Annotated in this window: 12 protein-coding genes; 3 read left to right on the top strand and 9 right to left on the bottom strand. The window is 69.4% G+C overall.

Annotated features, from left to right (window positions below; all coding sequences use genetic code 11):
- Positions 1–15: 15 nt before the first annotated feature.
- Positions 16–717 carry a ribonuclease HII gene (locus ACSUPV_RS10315; RefSeq protein WP_031116907.1) on the bottom strand — a complete coding sequence of 234 codons (702 nt, stop codon included), beginning with the start codon at positions 715–717 and terminating at the stop codon, positions 16–18.
- Between the two features lie 81 nt (positions 718–798).
- Positions 799–1,419 carry a TetR/AcrR family transcriptional regulator gene (locus tag ACSUPV_RS10320; RefSeq protein ID WP_037761586.1) on the bottom strand — a complete coding sequence of 207 codons (621 nt, stop codon included), beginning with the start codon at positions 1,417–1,419 and terminating at the stop codon, positions 799–801.
- A 187-nt stretch (positions 1,420–1,606) separates the two neighbouring features.
- On the opposite strand from ACSUPV_RS10320, the gene ACSUPV_RS10325 reads away from it, so the two are divergent.
- On the top strand, positions 1,607–3,154 hold the full coding sequence (locus ACSUPV_RS10325) for an MFS transporter (protein WP_031116909.1): 1,548 nt from the start codon (positions 1,607–1,609) through the stop codon (positions 3,152–3,154).
- A 345-nt stretch (positions 3,155–3,499) separates the two neighbouring features.
- Here the strand turns inward: ACSUPV_RS10325 and ACSUPV_RS10330 are convergent, their stop codons facing one another.
- The 3 genes from ACSUPV_RS10330 to ACSUPV_RS10340 all read right to left on the bottom strand — a co-directional run bounded on the left by ACSUPV_RS10330 (position 3,500) and on the right by ACSUPV_RS10340 (position 5,849).
- Positions 3,500–4,408 (bottom strand): ADP-ribosylglycohydrolase family protein, encoded by a 909-nt coding sequence (locus tag ACSUPV_RS10330; RefSeq protein ID WP_031116910.1) that lies wholly within the window; start codon positions 4,406–4,408, stop codon positions 3,500–3,502.
- Between the two features lie 12 nt (positions 4,409–4,420).
- Positions 4,421–5,080, bottom strand: coding sequence for a histidine phosphatase family protein (locus ACSUPV_RS10335; protein WP_031116911.1), 660 nt, complete (start codon positions 5,078–5,080; stop codon positions 4,421–4,423).
- 163 nt (positions 5,081–5,243) lie between these two features.
- On the bottom strand, positions 5,244–5,849 hold the full coding sequence (locus tag ACSUPV_RS10340) for a YdbC family protein (RefSeq protein WP_031116912.1): 606 nt from the start codon (positions 5,847–5,849) through the stop codon (positions 5,244–5,246).
- A 155-nt stretch (positions 5,850–6,004) separates the two neighbouring features.
- Here ACSUPV_RS10340 and ACSUPV_RS10345 point away from each other — a divergent pair, with 155 nt between their 5' ends.
- Positions 6,005–6,538, top strand: coding sequence for a TerD family protein (locus ACSUPV_RS10345; protein WP_031116913.1), 534 nt, complete (start codon positions 6,005–6,007; stop codon positions 6,536–6,538).
- Positions 6,539–6,663: 125 nt separating this feature from the next.
- On the opposite strand, the gene ACSUPV_RS10350 is transcribed toward ACSUPV_RS10345, so the two are convergent.
- Positions 6,664–9,543 carry a vitamin B12-dependent ribonucleotide reductase gene (locus ACSUPV_RS10350; RefSeq protein WP_037761581.1) on the bottom strand — a complete coding sequence of 960 codons (2,880 nt, stop codon included), beginning with the start codon at positions 9,541–9,543 and terminating at the stop codon, positions 6,664–6,666.
- Between the two features lie 164 nt (positions 9,544–9,707).
- Complete coding sequence (nrdR, locus tag ACSUPV_RS10355; protein ID WP_031116915.1) at positions 9,708–10,268, bottom strand: transcriptional regulator NrdR; 561 nt, start codon at positions 10,266–10,268, stop codon at positions 9,708–9,710.
- Between the two features lie 620 nt (positions 10,269–10,888).
- On the opposite strand from nrdR, the gene lexA reads away from it, so the two are divergent.
- Positions 10,889–11,668, top strand: a complete 780-nt coding sequence (lexA, locus tag ACSUPV_RS10360; RefSeq protein ID WP_030845416.1) for a transcriptional repressor LexA — start codon at positions 10,889–10,891, stop codon at positions 11,666–11,668.
- Positions 11,669–11,902: 234 nt separating this feature from the next.
- On the opposite strand, the gene ACSUPV_RS10365 is transcribed toward lexA, so the two are convergent.
- Together ACSUPV_RS10365 and ACSUPV_RS10370 are read right to left on the bottom strand one after the other, a co-directional pair.
- The gene (locus ACSUPV_RS10365) at positions 11,903–13,879 is read right to left on the bottom strand and encodes an ATP-dependent DNA helicase (RefSeq protein ID WP_037761576.1); all 1,977 of its coding nucleotides are present in this window, start codon (positions 13,877–13,879) and stop codon (positions 11,903–11,905) included.
- A 180-nt stretch (positions 13,880–14,059) separates the two neighbouring features.
- Positions 14,060–14,833 (bottom strand): GNAT family N-acetyltransferase, encoded by a 774-nt coding sequence (locus tag ACSUPV_RS10370; protein ID WP_436949888.1) that lies wholly within the window; start codon positions 14,831–14,833, stop codon positions 14,060–14,062.
- Between the last annotated feature and the right edge of the window lie 130 nt (positions 14,834–14,963).

The raw sequence follows: 14,963 nt of genomic DNA on the forward strand, positions 1-14,963 counted from the left end.
GTGCGAACGAAACCGTCAGAAATCGAAGCCGAGCTGACCCTCGATTTCCGGAACGCTTCCGTCCGTACAGCTGCGGACCTTCTTGAGGTGCCGCCACTGGGGCAGCGCATCAAGATACGCCCACGACAACCGGTGGTAGGGGGTGGGCCCCCGCTCCGCCAGTGCGGCCTTGTGCACGGGTGATGGATACCCGGCGTTGTCCGCAAAACCGAAGTCTGCATGGTCGATGCCCAGTTCGGCCATCATTTTGTCGCGCTGGACCTTGGCGATCACCGAAGCCGCGGCGACCGCCACGCACGACTGATCACCCTTGATCACCGTACGGACCCGCCAGGGCGCACCGAGATAGTCGTGCTTGCCATCGAGGATGACCGCGTCGGGCCGTACCGGCAGAGCGTCCAGAGCACGCCCCGCCGCGAGCCGCAGCGCGGCCGTCATCCCCAGGTCGTCTATCTCCTCCGGGGAGGCATGCCCCAGGGCGTACGACGTCACCCACTTGCGCAGTTCCTCGGCGAGTTCGGTGCGCCTCTTGATGGTGAGGAGCTTCGAGTCCGTGAGGCCCTCGGGCGGTCGGCGGAGTCCGGTGATCGCCGCGCAGACGGTGACAGGGCCAGCCCACGCGCCGCGCCCCACCTCGTCGACACCTGCAACGATCTTCGCTCCGGTCGTGGCTCGAAGGGAGCGCTCGACGGTGTGAGTAGGCGGTTCGTACGGCATGGCGCCCCTAGGTTACGCCGCCCGGAACCGCCCGCGACACCCTGGCCTCCCCGGGCGGGGTCACGACCCTCGTCCACCGTGTCAGGCACCACTCGGCCGCAGCAGCGGGACCATCAACTGGTCGATCATCTCCTCGATTTCCTGGTCCTGCCATTCACAGCCGCACATCTTGGATCGGTACATCATCATCGCCGGGATGGCGTCGAAGACGTATCCGTTCGCGGCGTCCGGACGCACTTCGCCTCGCTCGATCCCACGCTCGACCACCTCCCGGAGCATCCTGATGGTGGGCTCCACGACGCCGTCGAAGATCACGGCGTGGAAGCGCTCGGCCTGCGTCGTGTCGCATTCGTGAATCACGGAGCGAAGCGCGAACCCAGGGCGGGAGAACATGGCATCGCGCGCTTTCAGGCACAGCGCCAAGAGGTCCTCGCGCACACTCCCCTCGTCGGGCGCCGCGTCGAAGTGCGGCAGTCCGGCGCGCAGGGCATCGGCGACGAGGTCCTCCTTGGACGGCCAACGCCGGTAGACCGCGGCCTTGCCGGTCTGGGCGCCGGCCGCGACGCCCTCCATCGTCAGGCCGTTCCAGCCGACGGTGCTGAGTTGATCCAGCGCGGCGTCGAGGATCGCACGTTCGAGCACCGCGCCGCGGCGGCGTGCGGCCGTCTGAGCGGGGGCATCCGCCCAGCTCGGGGTAGCCATCGGAGTCTCTCCAGGGAGCAGTGGAAGCGGGGATTCCGGTGATGGGGGACGCGCCGTACGGCAACGACGGGGGACGTGCCGAATGGCGACGCTGACAGTGAACGCTTGCGTTCACTGTCGGGGACTCACTACCGTTGGCGCGACAGTGAACGCTGGCGTTCACTAAGGCATTCGTGGGGGACCCAAAGTGACAACCTCTCCATTGCTCCAGGACCAGAGGCCAGGTGCGGCCCGCCGGGAGGGGCATCCCGGCATCGCTCTCACCGTCATCGCGGCCTGCCAACTCATGGTCGTACTCGACGCGACGATTGTGAACATCGCGCTCCCGCACATTCAAGACGCGCTCGAGTTCAGCACCACCGACCTCACCTGGGTCGTCAGCTCCTACACCCTCACCTTCGGCGGCCTGCTGCTCCTGGGCGGCCGCGCCGGTGACATCCTCGGCCGGCGCCGGGTCTTCATGGCCGGCATCCTGCTCTTCACCGTCGCCTCGCTGCTCGGCGGGCTCGCCCAGGAGCCCTGGCAGTTGCTGGCCGCACGGGTCCTGCAGGGCGTGGGAGGTGCCATCGCGTCGCCCACGTCGCTGGCGCTCATCACCACCACGTTCCCCGAGGGTCCGGAACGCAACCGGGCCTTCGGTGTCTTCGCCGCGGTGTCCGCGGGAGGCGGCGCCATCGGCCTGCTCGCAGGCGGCATGCTCACCGAGTGGCTCGACTGGCGCTGGGTGCTCTTCGTGAACGTGCCGATCGGCGTACTGATCGCCGTGCTCACACCGCTCTACATAGGCGAGTCCGAACGGCACTCCGGCCGCTTCGACATCGCGGGCGCCGTGACCTCCACGGCCGGAATGGCTTCCCTCGTCTACGGCTTCATCCGGGCGGCGGACGAGGGATGGCGGGACAGCCTCGCCGTCGGGTCCTTCGGCGCCGCGGTCGTCCTGCTGCTGGCCTTCGGGTTCATCGAGTCGCGCGCCAAGGAGCCGATCACTCCGCTCCGGATGTTCGCCGACCGGAATCGCTCGGGCACGTACGTGATCATGCTGAGTCTGGCCGCGGCCATGTTCGGCATGTTCTTCTACATCGTGCTGTTCGTGCAGAACGTGCTCGGGTACAGCCCGATCGAGGCAGGGCTCGCCTTCCTGCCCGTGACGGTCGTGATCGCGCTCGGGGCGGGCCTGTCGCAGCGGTTCCTGCCGGTGCTGGGCCCCAAGCCGTTCATGGTCGTGGGCTCGGCCCTCGCGATGATCGGCCTGGCCTGGCAGGCGCTCATCAGCTCCGACAGCTCCTACGTCGGCGGGGTCCTCGGTCCGATGCTGGTGTTCGGCTTCGGCATGGGCCTGAACTTCGTGACGCTGACGCTCACAGCCGTCTCCGGTGTCGCCCAGCACGAGGCGGGCGCCGCGTCCGGGCTGCTCAACGTCACCCAGCAGGTGGGCGGATCGCTGGGTCTGGCCATCCTCACGACGGTCTTCGGCACCGCGACCCGCGACGAGGCGGAGAAGCAGCTCCCGCGGTTCATGGCCGAGGGCTCCGCGGAGCAGAAGGCGGAGTTCGCCAGGACGCAGCAGCTGCCTGCGCCGTGGGGGCACGAGGTGCTGGCCCAGGGCATCGCCACGGCCTTCATCCCGGCCGCCGCGATGGCCGTCCTCGCCGTGGTCACCGCCTGGTTGATGATCCGGGTCCGCAAGAGCGACCTGGAGGCACTGGCCGGTTCTGCCGGACCGGGGCTCGGCTGACGCGAGGATGTCGCGAGCCGGCTCCGGCGGCTCACCGGCGGGCGGGAGGCATGCCTGCCGGCGACTGTCGGGCCGGTTCGCCACGGGCCACGGGTGGCCGGACCCGGCCCGGGGGACGAGCGGTGTGGGCAGCGGTCCGGCCGCTCGCTCGCGCCTTCGCGGACGACGTGCGCAAGCGCCCCACCAACGGACCAGAACAGCGAGCAGGACTTCCATGACCACCCCCATTGCGCGCCCTCACGTACGGCGGGTCCCCTGGGGCCCCTGACGGCTCACGCAGCGGATGTCACTACAACGAGCGGACGGTCACGGAGAGTTCCCGAGTGGTACGGAGAGTTCCGACCGCTAGGCCGACGTGGGCACCCAGTCGGGGAGCGGCTCCGTCCGCTCCACCCACTCGGCGGGCGGCGTCCCCGCCTTCCCCGAGGCGATCACGCCGCCCACGATGGCGCAGGTGGTGTCGACGTCCCCGCCGACCTGGGCCGTCGTCCAGAACGCCTGCTCATAGTCACCGAGGCTTCTCGCGGCCGACCAGAGGGCGAAGGGCACGGTGTCATGGGCGGTCGTGCGCCGTCCGCAGCCCAGCACGGCCGCGACCGTGGCCGCGTCGGCGTAGTCGAGCATGTCGCGGGCCCGGCGCAGGCCCGCGCCGACCGCGCTCTTCCGCGGCACCAGCTCGATGACCCCGTCGAGGAGGGCCCCGGCACCGGGCGGTCCGCCCGGCGCGGCGGCGAACGCGGCGGCCGCGGCGACGGCCATGGCGCCGACGACGGCCTCGCGGTGCTGGTGGGTGGGGTAGGCCGAGATCTCCGCCTGGTGGGTCGCCTGCTCCGGGTCGTCCGCGTACCAGGCACCCAGGGGGGCGATCCGCATCGCGGCGCCGTTGCCCCAGGACCCCTGTCCCTTGAAGAGCCCGGCGGCGAGTTCGCGCCAGTCACCGCCCTCGCGGACGAGCCGCAGGAGGCGGTTGACCTTGGGACCGTAGCCCCGGTCGACATCGTGGTGCTCGGCGAGGGAACGGGCCAGGGCGTCCTGGTCGATGCGATGGTGGACGGCCAGGACGGCGACGACGGAACCCGCCATTTCCGTGTCGTCGGTCCACTGCCACGGTCCGGACGGCACCTCGCGCCGCTTCAGCAGCGGGTAGTTCACCGGCACGAAGTACTGGGAGCCCAAGGCGTCTCCCACGGACAGTCCGCGCAGGGCGGCCAGGGCGCGGTCCAGGCGCGCGTCGAGGGAGGAGTCAGCGGTCATCGCCCTGCCACTCTATCCGGTGATTTCGTACGGCTCGGGATCTCGCCAGCGGTCGAACGGCCGGTCAAGGGTGTACTTGCCGTCGTCTCCCAGAACGAGCATCCGCACCTCGCCGTTCCCCGGGTTCGACAGCGACTCGAACTCCGCGACCGTCCAGTGGAACCACCGCATGCAGAACAGCCGCATGGCCAGGCCGTGGGTCACGATCAGCACGTTCGGCGGGTGGTCGGGAGCCTCGAAGCTGCGGAACAGGCTCTCCAGGAACCCGCCGACCCGGTCGTAGACGTCGGCGCCGGACTCACCCTGGGCGAACCGGTAGAAGAAGTGGCCGTACGCGTCGCGGTAGGCCTTCTGGAGGCGGACCTCGTCCCGGTCCTGCCAGTTGCCCCAGTCCTGCTCCCGCAGCCTGGGCTCCTCGCGGACCCGTATGAGTCCGGGGTCGAGGCGGAAGGCCCGCAGCGTCTCGTGCGTACGGCGGTACGGGGAGACGTAGACGCTGACGCGCTCGTCGCCGAACAGTTCCCGCAAACGGTCGCCGGTCGCCGCCGCCTGCCGCCTGCCGCGCTCGGTCAGCGCCAGGGCGTGGTCGGGTTCACGCTCGTACACGGAGTCATCAACATTGCCCGTTGACTCGCCGTGCCGGACAAGGACGATGCGCCGTGGTCGTGCCATGCCAAAACCCTAGATCGGGTGAGGGCCCGTCGAGCACACGTACCGCACCCTTGGAGCGTAGGTCACACAGATCCTGCACCACAGGCGACATCGATCGCACGTAGGTTCGATCTAGAAATCAACGGTCCGCCCCTCCGGAACAAACAGACAGGACCGCACGGAATCACACCGTCCAGCTCGGCTCCATGTCCACGACGTCCCCGGTGAGCGCGGCCACGTCCGCCTCCGTCTGGGCCCTGAGGGCGAGCCGTTCCACCCGTTCGGTCCGGTACTTGCCGTGCTCCGCGGCCGAGCGCCACATCGACAGCACCAGGAACTCGTGCCCCGGTGCCTCGCCGAACAGCCCGCGCACCATCCCGGGCGAGCCGGCCATGGCGGGGTTCCAGACCTTCTCCTGCATCAGCACGAAGTGCTCGGCGCGCTCCTCGTGGACCCGGCACAGCGCCACCCGCAGCAGGTCGGCATCCGTGAAGCGCGGCTCGAAGCCCGTCTTCACATCGAAGCGGTAGTCGAAGAGTCTGACCTGCGCGTCCTTGAAGGTGCCCGACTGGGCCGACGCGAGCCGATCATGGGACCGCGCCATGAAGGAGTCGTAGAAGGCACGGCTCTCCCAGAACGCGAAGATGTGCGCCACGTCCGGCCGCCCCCGGCTCCAGCCACCCCCCTGCCCGCGAAACCCCGGCTCCCCCAGAAGCCCCGCCCACTTCCGCTGCCCCCGCTCGAAACCGCGGCGGTCCACCACGGTGCAGCGAATCCACTTGACCAGCACCGCGCCATGGTAAGGCCACGGAGCGTGGCGCCGGTCACTCTCGGCTGGACCGCTCCCCCACGTGCGCACCCGCGCGCGTGGCAGGATGGACAAGCAGTCGTGAGTGCCCGGCAGTTGGGGCGAACGGGCGGGTCGGGACGGGGAAGGGGACTCTGGTGGACAGGCTCAACAAGGGACTTCGCAAGGTGGAGATCGCGGTGCGGTGGGATCCCAGTCCGGCGGGACAGCCGTCCACCGACCTGGACCTCGTCGCGGCGACCTATCCCGCGGACGATCCGCACGGCGATCCCGCCTACGTGGTGCACTTCGACAGCCGCTCCCCCGACGGCACCATCTACCTCAACCGGGACAGCAAGGACGGCCAGGGCTTCGGCTACGACGAGGTCATGACGCTGGAACTCGACCGGCTCGACGTCCGGTACGCGCGCGTGGTGGTCGGAGTCGTCATCCAGCAGCGCCCGGCGGAACGCACCTTCGTCAGCGTGGTCAACCCCGGCCTGCGCATCCGCGAGGGATACGACGTCCTCGCCGAGGACGACTTCGGCGGCGTCCTGGGAGCGACGGCGGCGACGGTCGCGGAGTTCACGCGGGACGGCTCCGGCCCGTGGACCTTCCAACCCGGGCTCCGGGGCTTCGAGGGCGACCCGGTGTCCTTCACCAGGACGATGGGCGCGGCGCACCGCCCGTAAGCACTGCGCCTCGAACGTCGAACGACAAGCCTCGATCGACAAGCCGCGCATGACAAGTCGCGCGTGACAAGAGGGGCACCGTCCCGTGGACGGTGCCCCTCTGTCATCTCCTCAGGCGCTCGGCATCAGCTGCAGCCGCTGGTCGAGCCGCATCCCTCGCAGATGTAGCAGGAACCGGCGCGCTGCATCTTCGTGCCGCAGGAGAAGCACAGCGGAGCGTCTGCCTGGATGCCCAGCTGCATCTCGACCAGTTCGGCACTGGTGTGCGCCTGCTGCGGGGCGGGCTTGGTCGCCTCGTCGTTCTTCGGCGCGGTGACGGCCTTCAGTTCCTGGGCCCGCGGTGCCGACTGGGCCAGGCCCTCCACGTCGACCTCGTCCTCGTTCGGCTCGTACGAGCCGGTCTCCAGGTGACGCTGGCGCTCCTCGGCGGAGTGGATGCCGAGCGCGGACCGCGTCTCGAAGGGCAGGAAGTCCAGCGCCAGGCGGCGGAAGATGTAGTCGACGATCGACTGCGCCATCCGCACGTCCGGGTCGTCCGTCATACCGGCCGGCTCGAAGCGCATGTTCGTGAACTTCGAGACGTAGGTCTCCAGGGGCACGCCGTACTGGAGGCCCACGGACACCGCGATGGAGAAGGCGTCCATCATGCCCGCGAGGGTCGAACCCTGCTTGGACATCTTCAGGAAGACCTCGCCGAGACCGTCGTCCGGGTAGGAGTTGGCGGTCATGTAGCCCTCGGCACCGCCGACGGTGAAGGACGTGGTGATGCCGGGACGTCCCTTCGGGAGGCGCTTGCGGACCGGGCGGTACTCGACGACCTTCTCGACCTTGGTCTCGACGACGGCGGGCTCCTCGGCCTTCTTCTCCTCCTTCTTCTTGGCGGAGAGCGGCTGGCCGACCTTGCAGTTGTCGCGGTAGATCGCGAGAGCCTTGACGCCGAGCTTCCAGGCCTCGAAGTAGATCTCCTCGACCTCCTCGACGGTCGCCGACTCCGGCATGTTGACCGTCTTCGAGATGGCGCCGGAGATCCAGGGCTGGATCGCGGCCATCATGCGGACGTGGCCCATCGGGGAGATGGCACGCTCGCCCATGGCGCAGTCGAACACCTCGTAGTGCTCGGGCTTGAGACCGGGGGCGTCGATCACGTTGCCGTGCTCGGCGATGTGGGCGACGATCGCCTCGATCTGCTCTTCCAGGTAGCCCAGGCGACGCAGGGCCTGCGGGACGGTGCCGTTGACGATCTGCATCGAGCCGCCGCCGACCAGCTTCTTGAACTTGACCAGCGCGAGGTCGGGCTCGACACCGGTGGTGTCGCAGGACATCGCGAGGCCGATGGTGCCGGTCGGGGCGAGCACGGACGCCTGGGAGTTACGGAAACCGTTCTTCTCACCGAGGCGCAGCACGTCTCCCCAGGCCTCGCTGGCGGCGGCCCACACCGGGGTGTCCAGGTCGTCCATGCGGACGGCCTTGTCGTTGGCGTCCGAGTGCTGCTTCATGACGCGCTTATGGGCGTCGGCGTTGCGGGCGTAGCCGTCGTACGGGCCGACGACCGCGGCCAGTTCGGCGGAGCGGCGGTACGCCGTACCGGTCATCAGGGAGGTGATGGCGCCGGCGAGGGCGCGGCCGCCGTCGGAGTCGTACGCGTGGCCGGTGGCCATCAGCAGGGCGCCGAGGTTGGCGTAGCCGATGCCGAGCTGGCGGAACGCGCGCGTGTTCTCACCGATCTTCTGGGTCGGGAAGTCGGCGAAGCAGATCGAGATGTCCATCGCGGTGATGACCAGCTCGACGACCTTCTGGAAGCGCTCGGCCTCGAAGGACTGGTTGCCCTTGCCGTCGTCCTTCAGGAACTTCATCAGGTTCAGCGAGGCCAGGTTGCAGGACGTGTTGTCCAGGTGCATGTACTCGCTGCACGGGTTCGACGCGGTGATCCGGCCGGACTCGGGGCAGGTGTGCCAGTTGTTGATGGTGTCGTCGTACTGGATGCCGGGGTCGGCGCAGGCCCAGGCGGCCTCGGCGATCTTGCGGAAGAGCGCCTTGGCGTCGACCTCCTCGATGACCTCGCCGGTCATCCGGCCCCGCAGCCCGAACTGGCCGCCCTGCTCGACCGCCTTCATGAACTCGTCGTTCACACGGACGGAGTTGTTGGCGTTCTGGTACTGGACGGACGTGATGTCGTCGCCGCCCAGGTCCATGTCGAAGCCCGCGTCGCGCAGGACGCGGATCTTCTCCTCTTCCTTGACCTTGGTCTCGATGAAGTCCTCGATGTCCGGGTGGTCGACGTCGAGGACGACCATCTTGGCGGCGCGGCGGGTGGCGCCACCGGACTTGATCGTTCCCGCGGAGGCGTCGGCTCCGCGCATGAAGGAGACCGGACCGGAGGCGTTGCCACCGGAGGACAGGAGCTCCTTGGAGGAGCGGATCCGGGAGAGGTTCAGGCCGGCACCGGAGCCGCCCTTGAAGATCATGCCCTCTTCCTTGTACCAGTCGAGGATCGACTCCATGGAGTCGTCGACGGACAGGATGAAGCAGGCGGAGACCTGCTGGGGCTGCTTGGTGCCGACGTTGAACCAGACGGGGCTGTTGAAGCTGAAGATCTGGTGCAGGAGGGCGTACGCCAGCTCGTGCTCGAAGATCTCGGCGTCGGCGGGCGAGGCGAAGTACTTGTGGTCCTCTCCGGCCTTCCGGTACGTCTTCACGATGCGGTCGATCAGCTGCTTGAGGCTGGTCTCGCGCTGCGGGGTGCCCACGGCACCGCGGAAGTACTTGCTGGTGACGATGTTGACCGCGTTCACCGACCAGAAGTCGGGGAACTCGACGCCGCGCTGCTCGAAGTTGACCGAGCCGTCGCGCCAGTTGGTCATGACGACGTCACGGCTCTCCCAGGCCACCTCGTCGTAGGGGTGAACCCCAGGGGTGGTGTGGATGCGCTCGACACGCAGGCCCTTGCTCGCCTTGGTGCTCCTGGCGCGGGAACTCCGTGCCGGACCGCTCGCCGTCTCTGTCATGCCGCCTCCCTGTACGGGCGAAAACGCCCTGAAGTGCCCCGTTGTTCCCGTGGCACGGTGTTCTGTCTGGTGTTGCGGGCACCCACTCACATCGCCCACAACAGGTCTTCACATCGCCGCCGCCCGGCCGGGCCCGGAGCTGCCGTCCGGGTCCGGCCCGCCGGTCAGTCGGCGGCGCCTGCGGGCTCGGGGACCTGTGCCGTCCCTCCGGACCCGCGGTCGTCTTCCTGGCTCCCCGCACCCGTGTCCTCGCGGTCGCCGTCGTCCGCGTCGGGGCGTCCCGTCTCTTCCCTGAGCTCCGCGATGGCCGCCTCGAAGTCCTCGAGCGAGTCGAACGCCCGGTAGACGGAGGCGAAGCGCAGATAGGCGACGAGGTCGAGCTCCTGCAACGGGCCGAGTATGGCCAGCCCCACGTCGTGGGTGGTCAGCTCGGCGCTTCCGGTGGCCCGCACGGCCTCCTCGACCCGCTGCCCGAGTTGGGCGAGCGCGTCCTCGGTCACGGGCCGTCCCTGGCACGCCTTGCGCACCCCGTTGATGATCTTCGTACGGCTGAACGGCTCGGTGACTCCGGACCGCTTCACCACCATGAGCGAGCACGTCTCCACGGTCGTGAAACGACGGGAGCAGTCAGGGCACTGGCGGCGCCTGCGGATCGATGTGCCGTCGTCGGTCGTGCGACTGTCGACGACACGGCTGTCGGGGTGCCTGCAGAAGGGGCAGTGCATGAACTCCAACCCTCCTCACAGCAGACTCAATAGCCTCGTGGGCCTCTTGCGCCTCACGAAGTAGCCCCAAGCATAGGCGATGACCTTGGGCACCAAGACCCGGGGGACCACAACTTCTGGGCTGCTCCTGCAATCCAACCACTACATGTGGGGATTGGCTCATACATCCACGCAGTGCGCGCGTGTCGGGGGAGTCGGCGCAGGTAGCGCGCGCCGGAGGGTGTCGCGCCGCCCTCGCAGACCCTCCGGGGCACCGTCGTAACACTGCCTCACCCGAACGCGGCCGCATCCCTTCATGCACAGCAGTATCGCTACGGCACATGCGGAGATACCGTGGGCGCCGCGAGGAGGGGCCGTGGGACTCCCGCACAGATGAGCGCCGGCCCCGGGGCAGGGGGATGCCGGATGGCAGACTGGGGCAACAGTCCACGAGGTGATCACCCCGGCGGTGAAGAGTACAGCAATGAGCCCTTTTGCCCGCCAGGCAGCACGGCCGCCAATACACCCGGACACATGATCGCGTCCGGCGATTCGCGTTTTTTCACTCGAACGTGTGTTTGGCGCAACCTTTCGAAAGCAACTACCGTTGGCTAGCAGGGAGACCATCGAGAGGGGCCGACGTGACCACCACCGCAGACAGTGCCGCCATCACTGCCCAGGACCGCTCCCAGGGCCGACTGGAGCCGGTGCATGCGATGAACGAAGCCACGAACCCTGAGGGGCACAAGCGCTCCCTGCCGGGCCGACCTCCCGGCATCCGGGCGGACAGCTCCGGGCTCACCGACCGCCAGCGCCGCGTGATCGAGGTCATCAGGGACTCCGTGCAGCGACGCGGCTACCCGCCGTCCATGCGCGAGATCGGCCAGGCCGTCGGCCTCTCCAGCACCTCTTCCGTGGCACACCAGCTGATGGCACTGGAGCGCAAGGGCTTCCTGCGCCGCGACCCGCACCGCCCGCGCGCGTACGAGGTGCGCGGTTCCGACCAGGCCGCCTCGGTGCAGCCCACAGACACCGCGGGCAAGCCGGCCGCGTCCTACGTCCCGCTGGTCGGCCGCATCGCCGCCGGTGGGCCGATCCTCGCCGAGGAATCCGTCGAGGACGTGTTCCCCCTCCCCCGCCAGCTCGTCGGCGACGGTGAGCTGTTCGTCCTGAAGGTCGTCGGCGACTCCATGATCGAGGCCGCGATCTGCGACGGCGACTGGGTCACGGTGCGCCGCCAGCCGGTCGCCGAGAACGGCGACATCGTGGCCGCGATGCTCGACGGAGAAGCCACCGTCAAGCGCTTCAAGCGCGAGGACGGCCATGTCTGGCTCCTGCCGCACAACGCGGCGTACGAGCCGATCCCCGGCGACGACGCGACCATCCTCGGCAAGGTCGTGGCCGTACTGCGCCGCGTCTGACGCGCAACCTGACGCCGCGCGCCGCATCTGACGCCAACCTCTGACGTCGCGCGCCGCGTCGGGCGGGCCCAGTCGGCCCGCCCCCTGACCGGGCCCCGGAACCCCTGCGCCGGTTCCGGGGTCCTGCGCTGTCCGGGCGGGCTGGTGCTCCCCGGGTGGCCCGCCTTCGAGGTCGGTCTTTGGCCCGTCCTTCAGGTCGGTCCGTGGCTCGCCGCCACGGACCGACCCCGAGGTTCACCCGGCTTCCGCCTGCTTCGCCGCAGCGTCGATCGCCGCCAGCGACTTCCGCACCTGGTTACGGTCCGTCGTGTACCAGAAGTCGGGCAGTGACGCCTTGAGATAACCGCCGTAACGGGCCGTCGCCAGACGCTGGTCCAGGACGGCGACGACGCCGCGGTCACCCGACGCCCGTACGAGACGGCCGGCACCCTGCGCCATCAGGAGCGCGGCATGGGTCGCGGCGACCGCCATGAAGCCGTTGCCGCCCGCTTCCTCCACGGCCTTCTGGCGAGCGCTCATCAGAGGGTCGTCCGGACGCGGGAACGGGATCTTGTCCATGACGACCAGCTGGCAGCTGGGCCCGGGGACGTCCACGCCCTGCCACAGCGACAGCGTGCCGAAGAGGCAGGTCTTCGGGTCGGCCGCGAAGTTCTTGATGAGCTCGCCGAGCGTCTCCTCCCCCTGAAGGAGGATCGGGAACTCCGGGATGCGGGAACGCAGCTCCTCGGCGGCCACCTGGGCCCCGCGCATGGAGGAGAACAGGCCCAGGGTGCGGCCGCCGGCCGCCTGGATCAGCTCCGTGAGCTCGTCGAGCATGTCCGCACGGTCGCCGTCCCGTGCGGGACGGGCCAGGTGCTTGGCGACGTACAGGATGCCCTGTCTGCGGTAGTCGAACGGCGAGCCGACGTCGATGCCCTTCCACTTCGGGAAGTCGTCGCCCTCGGTGCCCTCGGGAGCGAGGCCCAGGGAGGCGCCGACACCGTTGAAATCGCCGCCCAGCTTGAGCGTCGCGGACGTCAGGACCACGGAGCGGTCCGCGAAGAGCTTCTCCCGCAGCAACCCCGAGACGGACATGGGGGCGACGCGCAGGGAGGCACCGAAGCGGTCGTGGCGCTCGTACCAGACGACGTCCCATTCGGAGCCGTTCGTGATCCGCTCCGCCACGTCGTGCACGTTCTCCACGGAGGCCAGGGCCTGTTTGCGGACCGCGTCCTCGTCCTGAACGGACTTGTCGCGGGTCGTGCCGATCGCGGAGATGACCGTGCGGCACGCGTCGCGCAGCGCCATGAGCGCGTACGAGAGATCCTCGGGGATCTCCTCTAGACGGCCCGGCAGCGCCAGCTCCATCAGCCGCTCGAAACCCTCGGCGGCGGTCTGGAGCTGGTCGGCGGCCTTCTCGTTGGCGAGTTTCGCGGCGCGGCGCACCGCCCGGTTGACCTGGCCGGGAGTGAGCTCGCCGGTGGCGACTCCGGTGACGCGGGAGACGAGTTCATGGGCCTCGTCGACGATCAGCACCTCATGCTGCGGCAGGACCGGGGCGCCTTCGATGGCGTCGATCGCGAGCAGCGCGTGGTTCGTGACCACGACCTCGGACAGCTTGGCCCGCTCGCGGGCCATCTCGGCGAAGCACTCCGCGCCGTAGGCGCACTTCGAGGCACCCAGGCACTCTCGCGACGACACCGACACCTGAGCCCAGGCCCGGTCCGAGATACCGGGCGTGAGGTCGTCACGATCGCCGGTCTCGGTCTCGTCGGCCCAGTCCCGCACCCGCAGCAGGTCCTGACCGAGCTTGCTGGTGGGCGCGGCCGCCTCGAACTGGTCGAAGAGGCCCTCCTCCTCGTCCTGCGGGACGCCCTCGTGCAGGCGGTGCAGACAGAGGTAGTTGGACCGGCCCTTGAGCATCGCGAACTCCGGGCGGCGGCGCAGCAGGGGGTGCAGCGACTCGACCGTTCTCGGCAGGTCGCGCTCCACCAGCTGGCGCTGCAGGGCCAGGGTCGCGGTCGCGACGACCACGCGCTCCCCGTGCGCGAGCGCGGGCACCAGGTAGCCGAGCGACTTGCCGGTGCCGGTGCCGGCCTGGACCAGCAGGTGGGAGCCGTCGTCGATCGCCTCCGCGACGGCTTCGGCCATGGCCACCTGGCCGGGGCGCTCCGTACCGCCGACGGCAGTGACGGCAGCATGCAGGAGTTCGGGGAGTGAGGGCTTCGTCATAGCGCGACCACCCTACGACCCGGCACTGACAAACGGGTGATCAAGGCGGGGACGGGCGACGGGATCAAGACCGTGGTCTCCTCGGCGGGGGTGGGAACGGCGGACAAGAAAGACGTGCGGCTGGTGGGAACTGCCGCGACCTCGCCCACGTTCAATGAGTGATGGCGCGGTGACACAGCGCTACAGAAGATGCCGGAGGGACCGGTCTCGGACCATGAGGGCGGCCCGCTTGGCGGGCAGGTCGACCTCGGCGGAGAACCGGAAGCCGGCGGTCAGTAAGGCAGCGATGGAGGGGGTGTTGCGAATGTCGGGTTCCGCGATGACGCGTGCGCAGGAGGGGCGCCGCGCCAGAACCAGATCCGCCACGGCCCTGAGCAGCAGACCACCGAGACCACGCCCCCGGTCGGCGACCGCGCCGACCAGGAGGTGGACTCCCGTGTCGTGAGGCCGGGCGGGATAGTGACGGGCCAGCGGGTCCAGATCCGCCCGGTAGATCTCCCAGTAGCTCATGGGCGTTCCATCCAGCACGCCGATGCAGGGCACACTGCGCCCGTCACCGGCGAGCTGGGCCCGCAGATGGTTCTCGGTCACGTCCTGCGGTCCGGACAGCTCCCAGAACGCCGCGGTGGCCGGGTCGTTCATCCAGCGGCTGATGAGCGGCAGGTCGCGTTCGATCCGCACGGGGACCAGGTGGAAGAAGCCCGCGGGCGTGTCGGCCGGGCCCCAGTCGGCGACGTGGTCGAGGAGGTCGTCATGGTGCGGGAGGACTGGGCGGACGGACGTGTCGCGGTGCGCGGTGCCGGATACGGAGGGGCGTGCGGTGTCCTGGGCCCACCGCCGTGCTCCGTCGTCGTCCGGCTCCGGGCCCACGATGAGGGCGACGAGTTCGTCCGGGAGCCGCAGGTCCATGGTGTCCTCGCCGTGCCCGCCCGCGCTGGGACCCGCGCCGGTGATGTGCCCGCGTGCGTCGGTGTCCGCACGGGGACCGGCACCGCGAGCCGCTGCCGAATGCGCCTCGGTCCCGCCTCGGGAGCCCCCGTCCGGTCCGACGCCTGAGCCGCCGGCGGCCTCCGTGCCCGGCTCG

This window comes from Streptomyces sp. SudanB52_2052 (genome assembly GCF_964272415.1).
Taxonomy (GTDB): Bacteria; Actinomycetota; Actinomycetes; order Streptomycetales; family Streptomycetaceae; genus Streptomyces; species Streptomyces olindensis.